The sequence below is a fragment of the Paenibacillus sp. BGI2013 genome, assembly GCF_002843485.1.
Classification (GTDB): domain Bacteria; phylum Bacillota; class Bacilli; order Paenibacillales; family Paenibacillaceae; genus Paenibacillus; species Paenibacillus amylolyticus.
In genome coordinates this window covers 116,459-130,295 of the sequence record NZ_PJFA01000001.1, presented here as the reverse complement: position 1 = coordinate 130,295, position 13,837 = coordinate 116,459, and the positions used below count along the sequence as shown (strand labels likewise).

The 13,837-nt window shown below is 45.9% G+C and carries 17 protein-coding genes; 2 read left to right on the top strand and 15 right to left on the bottom strand.

All coding sequences use genetic code 11. The annotated features are described in order from the left end of the window. Positions 1-35: 35 nt before the first annotated feature. The 8 genes from CXK86_RS00615 to CXK86_RS00580 form a co-directional block, all read right to left on the bottom strand. On the bottom strand, positions 36-1,037 hold the full coding sequence (locus tag CXK86_RS00615; RefSeq protein ID WP_076252426.1) for an HRDC domain-containing protein: 1,002 nt from the start codon (positions 1,035-1,037) through the stop codon (positions 36-38). Positions 1,038-1,213: 176 nt separating this feature from the next. Then, on the bottom strand, positions 1,214-2,092 hold the full coding sequence (locus tag CXK86_RS00610) for an ROK family protein (RefSeq protein WP_047842269.1): 879 nt from the start codon (positions 2,090-2,092) through the stop codon (positions 1,214-1,216). Between the two features lie 72 nt (positions 2,093-2,164). Further along, positions 2,165-2,851, bottom strand: a complete 687-nt coding sequence (locus tag CXK86_RS00605; RefSeq protein WP_076252428.1) for an MOSC domain-containing protein — start codon at positions 2,849-2,851, stop codon at positions 2,165-2,167. 30 nt (positions 2,852-2,881) lie between these two features. Further along, positions 2,882-3,988: a phosphodiester glycosidase family protein gene (locus CXK86_RS00600; RefSeq protein ID WP_306068570.1), complete on the bottom strand. Its 1,107-nt coding sequence runs from the start codon at positions 3,986-3,988 to the stop codon at positions 2,882-2,884. A gap of 5 nt (positions 3,989-3,993) precedes the next feature. Then, the gene (locus tag CXK86_RS00595) at positions 3,994-4,887 is read right to left on the bottom strand and encodes a 5'-3' exonuclease (RefSeq protein WP_017689620.1); all 894 of its coding nucleotides are present in this window, start codon (positions 4,885-4,887) and stop codon (positions 3,994-3,996) included. Between the two features lie 139 nt (positions 4,888-5,026). Continuing rightward, positions 5,027-5,392, bottom strand: coding sequence for an arsenate reductase family protein (locus CXK86_RS00590; protein ID WP_047842267.1), 366 nt, complete (start codon positions 5,390-5,392; stop codon positions 5,027-5,029). 403 nt (positions 5,393-5,795) lie between these two features. Beyond that, entirely contained in the window at positions 5,796-6,779 is a 984-nt protein-coding gene (locus CXK86_RS00585) for an RluA family pseudouridine synthase (RefSeq protein ID WP_076252429.1), read from the bottom strand. Beyond that, positions 6,776-7,351: a cob(I)yrinic acid a,c-diamide adenosyltransferase gene (locus CXK86_RS00580; RefSeq protein ID WP_036610088.1), complete on the bottom strand. Its 576-nt coding sequence runs from the start codon at positions 7,349-7,351 to the stop codon at positions 6,776-6,778. The genes CXK86_RS00585 and CXK86_RS00580 overlap by 4 nt, the downstream gene beginning before the upstream one ends. A gap of 148 nt (positions 7,352-7,499) precedes the next feature. On the opposite strand from CXK86_RS00580, the gene CXK86_RS00575 reads away from it, so the two are divergent. Then, positions 7,500-8,111, top strand: a complete 612-nt coding sequence (locus tag CXK86_RS00575) for a DedA family protein (protein WP_036610090.1) — start codon at positions 7,500-7,502, stop codon at positions 8,109-8,111. Between the two features lie 85 nt (positions 8,112-8,196). On the opposite strand, the gene CXK86_RS00570 is transcribed toward CXK86_RS00575, so the two are convergent. From CXK86_RS00570 to CXK86_RS00540, 7 genes are all read right to left on the bottom strand, one after another. Beyond that, positions 8,197-8,739, bottom strand: coding sequence for a bifunctional adenosylcobinamide kinase/adenosylcobinamide-phosphate guanylyltransferase (locus tag CXK86_RS00570; protein WP_036610092.1), 543 nt, complete (start codon positions 8,737-8,739; stop codon positions 8,197-8,199). Between the two features lie 37 nt (positions 8,740-8,776). Next, entirely contained in the window at positions 8,777-9,328 is a 552-nt protein-coding gene (locus CXK86_RS00565) for a type 2 periplasmic-binding domain-containing protein (protein WP_076252431.1), read from the bottom strand. Positions 9,329-9,505: 177 nt separating this feature from the next. Beyond that, positions 9,506-9,727: an aspartyl-phosphate phosphatase Spo0E family protein gene (locus tag CXK86_RS00560; RefSeq protein WP_179198508.1), complete on the bottom strand. Its 222-nt coding sequence runs from the start codon at positions 9,725-9,727 to the stop codon at positions 9,506-9,508. 188 nt (positions 9,728-9,915) lie between these two features. Further along, positions 9,916-11,124 (bottom strand): aminotransferase class I/II-fold pyridoxal phosphate-dependent enzyme, encoded by a 1,209-nt coding sequence (locus CXK86_RS00555; protein ID WP_036610094.1) that lies wholly within the window; start codon positions 11,122-11,124, stop codon positions 9,916-9,918. 13 nt (positions 11,125-11,137) lie between these two features. Then, positions 11,138-11,638: an Lrp/AsnC family transcriptional regulator gene (locus CXK86_RS00550; RefSeq protein WP_024628343.1), complete on the bottom strand. Its 501-nt coding sequence runs from the start codon at positions 11,636-11,638 to the stop codon at positions 11,138-11,140. Between the two features lie 160 nt (positions 11,639-11,798). Further along, positions 11,799-12,194, bottom strand: coding sequence for a spore coat protein (locus tag CXK86_RS00545; protein WP_017689630.1), 396 nt, complete (start codon positions 12,192-12,194; stop codon positions 11,799-11,801). Between the two features lie 31 nt (positions 12,195-12,225). Continuing rightward, positions 12,226-12,462, bottom strand: coding sequence for a hypothetical protein (locus CXK86_RS00540; RefSeq protein ID WP_036610100.1), 237 nt, complete (start codon positions 12,460-12,462; stop codon positions 12,226-12,228). A gap of 97 nt (positions 12,463-12,559) precedes the next feature. Between CXK86_RS00540 and CXK86_RS00535 the strand changes: the two genes are divergently transcribed. Then, complete coding sequence (locus CXK86_RS00535) at positions 12,560-13,780, top strand: NAD(P)/FAD-dependent oxidoreductase (RefSeq protein ID WP_076252433.1); 1,221 nt, start codon at positions 12,560-12,562, stop codon at positions 13,778-13,780. Positions 13,781-13,837: the final 57 nt, after the last annotated feature.

The window sequence follows — 13,837 nt, the reverse complement described above, 5'->3', positions numbered from 1 at the left end:
GGGAGAAACGCCTCGTCTTTTTTCATTTCTGATTATTAACCAACATTCTTCTCTGTCTCTGCGTGCCGACGGAAGCGGATTCGAATCATGCGCAGTCTTTCATAGACCTGCTCCAGACTTCCTCCATCGGGTTTCTCTCCTCCATACACCTTATGTAATACTGGCTTCAGGAACGTATCTCCCAGCTCCTCATACGCACTCCATACGGCCTCTTGTTCGTTCTCTGGCATCACTGCCAGCTCCACATCAAGAAGACAATCGGTGTCATAACCTTCGTGATCCAGTGCCTCTAACAGCTCAACCAACTCGCGTCGGGATAATCCGGATCGATTAACAATCTCCTCTAACGTATACCCTTCCTTCATGCCTTCAAGCACCTGCTTACGTGTGGTGAACTTATCAAGTTCCTGCTTGTACTTCTGCTCTCTCTGCTTGTATAACCAACTCTCATACTCTTCTTCCTTCAGCGCCGTGTATACCCAGTCCAGCGGGAATGTCGTTGAACGCTCCAGTCCGGTTGTAATCTCCATCCATTCCGTACCATACTCAGTTGCTTTGCTCTCTCCTACGCCCGGAAGTTGCATCAGTTCATCCAGCGATTGCGGAACAAAGGCACTGATCAAACGCAGCAGACGATTTGTTGCAATAAAATACGGTGCCTTCCGGTCAGACACAGCTCTCTTCCTGCGCCATGTGCACAGATCCGTATATAATTGCTCATTGCCGTATAACTCACTGTAACAATGGAGCCGCTGTCCACCATAACTGCGTGACTTCAGATCATCATTCTCATGAAATAACCCCTGCAACTGCGGTCGGTACCCCTCACTCATCTGTATGGCAAGCTGATGACGGTAAATATGAAGCAGCTCCTCCCAAGAAGTCCCCTCATACCAGATGCTGTCCTCACGCTCTCCTTCCTCGTAGCGACTCCATCCCAGCTGCCAACTATCTTCCTCTTCCCCAATCCATAACTGTGCATACTCTGCATTCTGATCTGACATTCTGGACAATCTGTTCATGAAAATGACTTCCATTTTCGTTCCCTCCCTTTGAATATTCAGCTTATACGAGTTAAAGATGCTACCTATAGGCAGCACAAAAAAACACCCCTCCTGCAAAATCCATGCAAGAGAGGTGCTTCCTCATTAACCGTACTATGCTGTTGCCCATATCATACCACAATGGTAAAATTCGTCAATCCCTTAATGACCTACTTATTCAATGCCAACTTGGCAAGCGCCAGTGAACCACACAGACCCGCATTGTCACCAAGTCCTGGTGAAACAACATACTGGTCAATGTCGGATTGAAGTGCCGGATGCTGAACGTATCCAGCCAGCAACTCCTGCAGTTTGCTACGGACCATCGGGAACAGGTGCTCCTGCTTCATTACTCCGCCACCCATGACGATTTTCTGCGGAGAGAGAATGAGAACATAATTCATCAGTGCATGTGCCAGATAATGTGCTTCGATCTCCCAAGCTTTATGATCTGCAGGCAGTTCATAAGCCGGTTGCTCCCAACGTTTGTTAATGGCCGGTCCTGCTGCAAGGCCTTCGAGGCAGTCACCATGATACGGACAGAAACCCTCGTATGTATCCTCCGGATGTCTGCGTACAATGATATGTCCCATCTCTGGATGTGACAATCCATGGACCATTTTACCGCCAACCACAGCACCTGCACCAATACCTGTACCCACAGTGATATACAGACAGCTCTCAAGACCTTGTGCAGCGCCCCAGGTTGCTTCTCCAAGTGCCGCACCATTCACATCCGTATCAAATGTCATCGGCACATCAAAATGCTCCTTGAGCTTGCCAATCACGTTATACTGTCCCCAATGTGGTTTCGGTGTTGTTGTGATATAGCCATATGTTGGGCTTCCTTCAATCGGATCAATCGGACCGAATGAACCTACACCCAGAGCTTCAATGCCTTTGCCTTCAAAAAATGAAATCACTTGAGCCATGGTCTCTTCCGGTGTTGTTGTTGGAAAACTTACGCGTTCCAGAACTTCTCCGTTTTCTGTGCCAATACCACATACAAATTTGGTTCCGCCTGCTTCAATTGCGCCTAAGATCGTCATGTTAGTCACACTCCCAAGTTAGTTTAAAAAGGAATTCGAATTGCTTTACTTGATGACACGATAATTAGCCTGCTACTTGTTCTCCAGCTTGGACAATCGTTTCATTAACGTTTGCCTCCAGCTGTCTGACAGCGCAGGAATGGCCAGCAACGCCTGAATACCTTCGACATTTTCTTTCCCCTGATGCATGATTCGATTGGCTTCAAGAACCGTCATTGAGGCTGGATCGGTGCTGATCCGTCGAAATATCGATGAAGGCCTTACCTCACCTTCTTGCAGTACACGAAAGTAAAAGCCGGTATATCCACTCTCCTGAAAATAAACAGGCAGCTCCTTATAGTCATACCTCGCACCCAGCTTGAAGCAAGGTTGTCTGGGCTGACTGACCTGTACTGTGGCTTCGCCCAACTCGTACACATCACCAATCCGTACGTCTTCTTCGGCACAGCCTTCAACCGTCAGATTTTCTCCACAAGCTCCCCAATCCAGCTTACGATCCATCAGTTGTTCGAGCACCAGATAACGACTGTAATCGTATACACAAACGGCTTTGTCAGGGCCGCCATGATGCACCAGATCCGCCTGAGCGTCCCCTGTCATTCCAGTGAATGACAGGAAAACCGCGTCGGATACAGGATGTTTCACAATGCCGCTCAGCACTTCACGCTTCTGCCCAGGGAGCGGTTGCGGCAGTCCTACATTAATGGCCAGAACAGCTGTATTGCCCTTCCCTGGCTTTCGATCAGATGTGAGTGTCATTTGCGTCATACCTCCCATAATCACTTTCTTTTAACGCACGGAGCCGCCAAATACGAGTGTATTACTCAAGAGCCGGCCTGGAGAAGTCAGCATTTTGCCACCGGCATACATACCCGAGGAAGCACCGCCATCCAGATTCATGGCCTGTTTGGCACCAAGCTTCTGCATCACCGCTGCCCACTCCTTGATTGTTGCTCCGGAAACGGTAGCCAGCATAACAGAACCGTCCGCCATGATCGCAATACCACTTCTGGCTCCGGAAGCATTAAGAATCTTGGCATCCTTGAAACCTTCGCTCGTCGGATTGACAGCTACCTTGCCGTCTTTTACCAGACGGGGTCCTGCCCCAACAGCAGTCACTACATCTTGCCAAGGGATCTCTTTGCCTGCTGCGTTCGTATACTTATAATTCATTTCTACGGTCGAACCAACGGTGAAACGGTCCGAAGAAGACTTCTGATTACCTGTGAAAACCAGTACCGAGCCATTCTTAGGAATCGCTACATTTGTATTGGGCACTTTTTTGGTCACGATACCTTTCTCCATGACAACCGCAGTGCCACCTTTGAATCCAACTGTGGCACCTCGTTCAGGCGTATACAGCATCGTAATGCTTGCGTTCGCTGAAGGTGTTCGATTAATAAAGGTTGCATACCAACTCCGTGATTTACCTTTTGTATCCGTTACTTTACCTGTCAAACTCACCTGAAGTGAATCCATGATCGCCGAGCCGTCTTCCTTAAATCCGATGGATGTTCCGTATCTTCCAATATGTATGACCTTACCATTTGCTATTAACATACCGTATGGATCTGGTGCTCCGTTATATGCTTCAAAAAATGCTCCGTTAATGGCTGCTTGCGCACCATAGGCTTTCACAATCGATGGCAATGTTGCCGTCTGACCAACTTGCTTCTTCGCGAGTCCCACGGTAACCGGTGTTCCCTTTGGAATCGAAACGGTCTGTACGGTAAAATTACGTCCTGCTGCTTTTACTTTCTGTACTTTGGTGTTAATTGCTGCTTTGGCATCCACTGTCTGTGGTGCACTTACTGCTCCCGAAAGTATTACGGGCAAGGCCAGGACGAGGGCCATAGCCCCTGTCCACCACTTTTTGCCTGTTCGTACGTTATTCATGTTGCTCACCCTATTGCCACTCCCATCCAAGAGCCAAGGCTCTTCATCTCAAGTTGTTCAAACTTGTCCATCACCATATCCGGATCAAGACGCAATTCACAGATATCCAGTGCACAGGCAACCGGAACAGCACAATGAATCTCTGCCAGTTTGCGGGACAGATGAAGCATGTCCAAATCATTCTCAATCTTGTTACGCACCGAAGGGGTCAGTTTATCCATGTTGCTCAGAATCCCCTCAATGGAGCCGTATTCCTGTACAAGCTTCAACGCTGTTTTCTCACCAATTCCCCTTACTCCGGGATAATTGTCGCTGGCATCTCCCATCAGACCCTTCATGTCAATCACTTGACGAGGTGTCAGTTGTTTCTCAGCCATGAGCGTTTCAGGGTTGTACACCATGTAGTTGCCATGGCCTTTTTTCATAATAATGATACTTGTGCGGTCATTGATCAGTTGCAACATGTCGTGGTCACCCGTCAGTACCATAACATTCATATCGGTCTCTTCGGTATAATACTTCGCAAGCGTCCCGATGCAATCGTCGGCTTCGAATCCTTGTGCACCTATATTCGGAATACCCAGGCTATCCATCACTTCACGAATCAGAGCAAATTGGGGAATCAGGTCATCCGGAGCTTCGGCCCGGTTGCCTTTGTAGGCTGCATATTCTTCACCGCGGAACGTCTTACCGCCCATATCCCAACAACATACGACATGACTTGGCCCAAAAGTCTGAACCGCATCCCAGAAATAACGGATAAATCCGTAGACTGCGTTGGTAGGCAATCCTGCCTTTGTACGTCTGATATATCCGCTTGCAGATGTCGCATAAAAAGCACGGAACAACACCGCCATACCGTCTACCAGCAACAAAGTAGGTTCATTACGTTGATTCACTTGAATTTGTTCTCTCCTATCTAAATCTAGCATATAAAATATCGAAACTAATTCTATCATTATAGCATAGTTCCGCCAACCATCGTTCAGCCAAAAAAGCCCTGAATTTTGAACAATTCAAGGCTGATATTCAGCGCGTTTATGCGTTATTCCATTCCTGCTCGTACGTTTCTTCCTTGAATCCAACCGTCACCTTTTCTCCATCCGTAACGATCGGACGTTTGATCAGTCGACCATTGGAAGCCAGTAAACGAATCTGTTCATCAGCGGACATGCCTGGAAGCTTGTCCTTCAATTGTTGTTCTTTGTATACTTCCCCACTCGTATTAAAGAACTTTTTCACTTCCAGCCCGCTCTTTTGGATGAGTTCTGTTAGTTCAGATTCTGAAGGCGGTGAGTCAAAAATAGGGATTAACTCCAGCTCATGTCCTTGAGCTTCAAGCCATTTTACAGCTTTGCGGCATGTGCCGCATTTGGCATATTGATATATTTTTAAGTTACTCATGGTATGTGTTCCTCCAAATGCTCCGGTTTCGACTTCTCGCTTCCCTTGGTTTGCTTCGCAAATCCAAAAGTCGCTCCAAATCGATACCATCGCCATGTAATTTTACTGACTTTTGCGAATGAGATCAAAAACTCACATTCGTCTATATTTTTTCGGATCAAAATCTTACAGCTTTTGTATCCTTAAAAGCTTTTGAGATTTGAATTCTTGAAATATTTAACATCAAATTGGTAAACATCAATACATTAACCATAGAACCATAAAGATTAGCCTACGGCATGTTGTTCGGGTGCATTAAGCATCCCTCACAAGGGTAAGACAAACAGCGTTGAACTCCAAACAGGACAGGCTGTGCAGGAAACTGCGATACGAGGTGCAAAACTAAGAGCCCCTTCGCAGCTTCCTACAGTTCTTCTCTGGGAGCTGCCTCATCATTCAAACGCTTCTCTAGCGCGGCCATATCTGCTGGAAAAGGAGCTTGGAACGTTATGCGTTCCTTTAGAATTGGATGTTCAAACGTCAATTCACAAGCGTGTAATGCCTGGCGTTCGATCCAGGTATCCCGTTCTTCTCGAACAGCCATGGTCTGCTCATCGATCTCATGCACAGGTAGTGTCTTGTACATTCGATCACCTATCAACGGGCAGCCGATGGACGTCATATGTACCCTGATCTGATGGGTTCTGCCACTTTCCAGCTTGAGGCTTATCGCACTGGCGCTACCCCCTGACCAACGTGTTAAGGTTGTGTACAACGTTCTTGCAGCGTAACCATCAGGTGTTACGATTCGGCGGTGTGGCTCTTCAGGATCGCGATCGATCGGGCCATCTACTGCCCCTTGTTCCGGGACAGGGCTGCCGTGCACAAGTGCAATATATTTCTTGTCTACTGTTCCAGCGATCATCTGTTCAGAAACATGCTGATGCACATAAGGGTTCTTGGCTATTGCGAGCACACCTGACGTTTCCTGATCAAGTCGATGAATCGGTCTGAACCGGAAACGCTCACCCTTGGTTTTCCAGTAATGAACAATGCCATTTGCCAAAGTCCCCGTGTAATGTCCATGTGTTGGATGAACGATGATGCCCGCATCCTTGTTGACAATAAGCAAGTGCTCATCTTCATACAGAACGGTAAATGGAATAGGCTCGGGCAAAATATCATCCGATTCCTCTTGCTCCATCCGAACTTCAACGACATCACCCGTAGCTACCTTGACGCTAATGTACACGCGCTCTCCATTAAGCATGACACCTTGCTCCGTCAGCTTAATTTTGGACAAAAGCTTACGCGACACCAGCAGCCGCCGCTGAAGCACGGTCTTCAGCAGCCAGCCATCTTCTTGTTCGGTCACCGTGTAGACAATCGGCGAATAGTACTGGCTCATTCTTTGCGGCGGAAGACTTTTTTGCTCCGCACATATTCAATATCGGCCACCTGTTGTCTCGCGTTGGCCGTCCGTGCAACCACGAAGAAATAATCAGACAGTCGGTTTAGATACCGTCGTACAGACGGATTAATATCTGTATGTTGTCCAAGTGTTACCGTGCGACGCTCTGCGCGACGACATACAGTACGGCACACATGAAGAGCAGAAGACAGCTGACTGCCACCAGGAATAATGAACCGTTCCACTTTTGGGTTCTCTGCATCATACTGGTCGATCCATTGTTCCAGACGTGTGACCATTTCATCTCTCACCTTATATTTGGTCTCACTAATCTTCACAAAGGCCAGATCCGACCCGCAATCAAACAGTTCCTGCTGAACTTCCAGCAGATGTTCACGCAGATCTTCAAATTCCCCTTGAGCAGAGTCAATAAGGCTGATCGCCTGGCCTACAAAACAGTTCAATTCATCAATCGTGCCATAAGCCTCAACTCGGTCATCATCCTTGATGACGCGTCCACCGATGACCGAAGTCTGTCCTTCGTCACCTGTTCGTGTATATATGCCCATCGTTATCCCTCCAATTGGTAATATAATAATGAATACGGGAATGCCATTTTTTCAGAAACCCGTCTATCGCTTTACACGTATATAAGAATTGGTGTGCTCTGCCGAGTATACGACAAATCAAAGGAAACCAAAAGTAAAGGAGACGATTATGCAAAACTGGATAACCGATTTCATGGAACAATACGGCTACATAGGCATTGCACTCATCATTGCTCTTGAGAACGTATTTCCCCCAATTCCATCCGAAATCATCTTGCCGTTTGGCGGATTCATGACCACCTATACCAGTCTCACTCTTCCAGGAGTTATTATCGCCGCAACTATTGGTTCTGTCTTTGGTGCTGTGATCCTGTATGGTATTGGTTTACTCATTGACGTCGAACGCCTTGAGAAAATTGTGGAACGCTGGGGACATGTTCTGCGCATCAAAAAAGAGGATATTCACCGTGTCGATGCATGGTTTGACAAATATGGCATGTGGACCGTATTATTCTGCCGAATGGTTCCCCTCGTCCGTAGTCTTATCTCCATTCCCGCAGGCATGTCCAATATGAAATTTGGTTTATTCCTTCTCTTTACAACCATTGGTACATTAATCTGGAATGTCATTCTTGTCTGCGTTGGTGCTGCGCTTGGCGCATCATGGGAGAGCATTTTGCACTTTATGGACGTCTATTCCATTGTAGTGTATGTCATTCTGGCCATCATTCTCATCGGATGTATCATCTGGTGGATCAGACGTAGCAAAAAGCAGAAATAAAAAGAATAGCTTAATAAATAAAGCCTCCTCGCCACCAATTCGTGGTTAAGGAGGCTTCTTTATGTCACCCGTTTATGTCATCTCGCTATCGTTCATCTTCATTTCGCATGCCCTGACTTTTAAGATCGATAGCCAGACCAGATACCAGCAAGTACATCTTTTCAGCATGTATCTGCAGCATCCGATTAACCGAAGCCATTCTCGCTGTAAATATTCGTTCTTCCTCGGTAGGATGCAATGTGCCATGCATTTCATTGGTAATCACAAGCAACTTCCCCTGATAAGACAATAATGCATCAAGCAAAAGCTGTGTCTCTGAACGCTGATGATCCAGATCCTTTGTTGCCCTGAAACCGGCAGCCATCCAGGAGGTCAGACTGTCTACAATTACAATTCGCTGATCCGCCAAAAACAGATTGGATTCCCGATTAATCTGGGTGATCACCTCTGTCAGATGCTGACCGTTCCCGGCATGAATGGCACGATAATGAGCGGATGGCAATTCGGGAATAACGGGATCATGATCACCGGTGGATAAATATACACCCTCCCGGCTAATCCCGGCTGCGTACTTGAGGGCAAACCGGGTTTTACCACTACCTATGCCGCCTGTGACCGTAATCAGCAATCCGCTTCCCTCCTTCCATAGCCATTCTGAATTTTCTTTACTCTGTCAGCGCCTTCAGCACTTTTTTGGATTCTTCGACATTAGAAGATGACACTGGAATGGTAGCGAACAAATTGCTCGCAGCATATTCTACATCTTTAAACATTTTCATATCTTCGAGTGGAATGCCGTAAAGATGTGATTCTTGCTTGAGATCTGAACCTCCATCTCCTTCACCCTTCTCTACCAATACTCCACCCTCAAATACACCCCGTTCAAACTTCTTGGGATCAAAAGTATCATCCAGCGGAACATTGGAGCCATTACTTCCGTATTGTTTCATGTCGGTTTCAGGCAATATGAAGATATCATGTCCTCCAGCCGCATATTCTACCATAATTTTCTGAACATCATACATCGCACTGGTGATCACTTCTACCTTGGGTTCCTCGCCCAGTTTCTGTTGCAGATTGGCCTGTAACTGCTCTGAGATTACAGATGGATTTCCTTGGTTATCAATGATGAATATGGAAAAACCATCTTTACCTCCACAACCAGCAAGCAGAAAAACGATAGAAATGATTGCAGTAAGCCCCCAAAATCTCTTCATTCCAGTTCCCCCTTTAGTCTCCTATGTCCAATATATCACAATTGTTCCACGCAAAAAAATAACCTGGCTTATCGGGGGATCACCCTGCCTTTTCACACAAAAAAAGAAGACCTTCTCAGGTCTCCCTTTCTTTACTTTCTAATTCGATTAATGAAACGTTTCAATCCAGCATAAACGTTATTTTGCTTTAATCGGGTTAGCCTTCATATATTCATTAATCTTTAAATCCAGCAAACTGCTGATTTCAATTACAATATCGGATGTGAATGATTTCTCTTCGAGGAAGATCTGTTCCATCTTGCGACGAAGCATATGAATTTCATCTTCCAAGGAAATGTCATGCAAAGATGCGTTATCGGGTTTCACCGACCATCGGTCGCCATGATCGCCTTCTGCCAGATAGTGCCCACGATTCGTCGGTAAATCATATTCAACACAAAACAAAGCTAACCCCTCCTTGGAAAAATGGTTTCCAAATTTATGAAAACTTATTTCAAATTGAAATTATATCACATTATTTTGTAAAAGAAAGTTATTTTTTTCCAATGATAAAAATGTCACATTTGTAAAAAGATTCTACTTTAGTATTAACCCTCTTTTTGCAGTTTGTAAACAAAGTTTCCGATTCGTTCCAAAGCTTCATTTAATTGAGTTACAGAAGTAGCATAAGAACAACGCAAGAAGCCTTCACCCTGAGGGCCAAAAACATTGCCCGGAACAGCAGCCACTTTATTCTCCGTTAACAATCGCTCAGCAAACAGGTCTGAACTCATACCCGTCTTTTGAATGCTCGGGAATGCATAGAATGCTCCCTGAGGTTCATGACAATCAAGTCCAATATCTCTGAAGCCCTGCACAATTAAACGTCTACGCTGATTATACGATTCTACCATCCGATCTTTCTCACCCAAACCATTCGTCAACGCCTCAAGTGCAGCAACCTGACCCATGGCCGGCGCACACATTACCGTATACTGATGGATTTTGAGCATGGCTGCAATAAGCTCAGGATGACCACACATGTAACCGATCCGCCAACCTGTCATTGCAAAAGCCTTCGAAAATCCGCTTACGAGAATAGTCCGCTCCTTCATGTCAGGGATAGCTGCAAAACTAACATGTTTTTGCGTATACGTCAATTCAGCGTAAATTTCATCCGCGATCACAATCAGATCATGCTTTTTAATCACTTCAGCAATAGGCAACCACTCTTCATACGTCATGATGGCTCCAGTGGGATTACTCGGATAACACAGAATAACCACTTTCGACTTCGGTGTGATACCAGCTTCAAGTGCTTCGGCCGTTAACTTGAACTGATCTTTCGCGTAGGTTTCAACACCAACTGGTATACCGCCACCGATAGAAGCGATTGGTGAATACGCCACGTACGAAGGTTCAGGAATGAGAATCTCGTCGCCAGGTACGATTAATGCGCGCAAAGCCAAGTCAATCGCTTCACTGCCACCCACGGTAACAATAATCTCATCCTTGGGATCGTATTTGGTATCAAACTGAGTATCCAAATATTCACTGATGGCTTCTCTCAACTTCGGCATACCTGCGTTGGATGTGTAACTGGTCATACCTCTTTCCAGCGAGTATACACAAGCTTCACGCATATGCCAAGGGGTAACAAAATCAGGTTCACCCACACCCAATGTGATAATATCCTTGTTGTCTCCAACCAGATCAAAAAATTTACGAATTCCGGATGGAGGTATCTGCTGCACGAGGGGTGCCAGATAAGATGTCATTTTCTTGTTGTTCCCGGTTGTCTGTTCATTCACTATCATGACACATCTTCCTTTACGGCGAGATCATGAGACGGTTGTCTTCCTGATGGTCTTCAAAGATAATCCCGTCCTGCTTATATTTTTTAAGAATAAAATTCGTTTTGGTTGAAAGTACAGAGTCTATCGGAGACAGTTTCTCCGACACAAAATTAGCGACTTCACGCAGGTTGCCACCTTCCACTTCAACGAGCAGATCGTATGCACCGGACATGAGATATACGGACTTTACTTGCGGATAGAGATAAATACGTTCGGCAATCCCTTCAAAACCACGACCACGCTCCGGCGTGATCTGCACTTCAATCAGGGCCGTTACTTTTTCATCATCTATTTTGCTCCAGTTCACGACGGTTGCGTATTTCACGATGACGTGGTCTTGTTCTAGCTGTGCCACGGCGTTCTTGATCTTGTCTTCCGACTCCCCCAGCAGCGTCGACAGCAGTGCGGGAGTCCTTCTCGCGTCTTCCTTCAGCAGATCCAGAACTTTTAATTGCAGATCGTTCAAATCTTTCATGGTTTTCCCTCCAGCGTCATCCAGGTTCCTGAAAATGAATTAATACTTATATTACATGAATTTGACGTTGATGCATAGACAAAAGACCGCCTGCCCTGAATTCAGGCAAGCGGTGGTATGGTCCTGTAACGTTAGGTGCTTCAAACCTCTTTTGCAAAGGTTACATGTAATAAGGGTTACCGTAATTCGGTTGATGCTGAGACACATTAGGAGCTTGGCTATATGAACTGTTCTGCGTATTCTTTTCCTGAATGAATTGCTGACACTTTTGTTGGGTCTGGTGGGCGGACTGAATTTGCTTGTCCACGTCCTGACGAAGTGCCTTGGACGAGACAGAATACATGTTGTTTTGCTGCATCAGATTGAACAGTTCCCCTTGTAATCTTAGGGTATCGTTCGTCAGGTCTGTGAACATTCGACGTGTCATGGGGCAGGAAGCTTCCGTTGTCGCAGTCGTATATTCGCGCGAGGTTCGTCTTAAATCTGCAAGAATCGACTTCAGCAGATCCTGCTCCTGCATAAAAGCGCCATTAGATGATAAAGATTGAGAATACATGCGTTTTCCTCCTATACAGTTAGAGTTGTCTTCAATTACTGACTTGCGCCGGTGCAAGAGACTGATGTTGCTGCAGTGCATTGACAAGCGTGTTCAGATGTTGTTCATGTGAGCGAACATAGTGATTCAGAGCTTGTTGAATTTGTGGATTATGTGTGATGGAAGCTGTGGCTGCACACTGCTTAATCAGCAGTTCTTCATTGGTGATAGAGTCCGCAATGTAGTTCAATTCCTTGGGACTCAGCGCTTGCATAGTATGATTCTGCATGTTTCGATGGCCTCCTCGGCATAAAGTTTATGCGCAATTATTGTTAACCCGGTCACACAAAAGTATACAAATTTAAATTATAAAGGAGATGTTTCTAATGGATCTGGTCTATGGCACACCTTTCTGGCCCTCCACTTTCAATTCAACATTTAATTATTCTGCTCTGCAAGAAGACATCTCTTGTGACTGCCTCATCATTGGTGGGGGCATGGGGGGCGCATTGACATCTAAACTACTCACGGAACAGGGTGTTAACACTGTTGTGATTGATAAGCGAGACATTGCCAACGGCAGCAGTTCTGCCAATACAGGTCTTTTACAATACACCAATGACAAGACACTAACCTCATGTATCCACACTTTTGGTGAAGCCACAGGCGTACGTTTTTATGAGCTTTGTCGTGAAGCCATGAAACAACTTGCTCAAATTGCAGACAGCCTGGATACAGACCCTTGGTTTATCCCACGAACAAGTCTTTGTTTTGCGAGCAGTGAAGATGATGTGGCCCTATTGGAGGAAGAATATCAGACCTTGAAGCGTTATGGTTTTGAAGCTGAACTGTGGGATGCCGACAAAATAAGCCAGCATTTCCCCTTCAGCAAACCCGCTGCACTGTACACCATGGGAGATGCGGAAGTGAACCCCTATCGTTTTGTTCATGCCTTGTTTGAATCCGCCAATAAGCGTGGCGCTCGAATCTATGGTCAGACGGAGATGATACACTGTGAATACGATGAAGATGGTGTAGTCTGCCACACTGCCAACGGTAAAATCCGTGCCAAGAAAGTCATATTTGCTGCCGGTTACGAGACACAGGACATCAAAAAGGATCGCGGAGCCTATCTGAAAACGACCTACGCGATTGCTACCAAACCGTTGTCTGATCTTAGTGAATGGTTTGAACACAGCATGATTTGGGAGACAGCTCGCCCATATTTGTATATGCGAACAACACCGGACGGAAGAATCATCGCAGGCGGTTTGGATGAAGAAACACCTCGAGAGGATCAACGTGAAATACGTTCAAAACACCGGGGAGATACACTCCTGGAAGAGGTCCGTTCCTATTTCCCTTTAGATGATCTTGAAGTCGATTATGCCTGGGGCGCTGTGTTTGGTAATACGAATGATGGCCTCCCCCTGATCGGTACACATCCCGATTATCCGCATTCATATTTTGTAGAAGGATATGGAGGTAACGGGACCGTATACAGCATGATTGCTGCTTCTTTAATTGTGGATGCTATTACTGGCAAACAAAACCCTGATATGGATCTGTTCTCTCTCACACGTACAAGTAAACCATCTCCTGTATAACCAACAACTGAATCAATACAACTACAAATAGGGTACAGCACACGGAAAGTTCTCTTT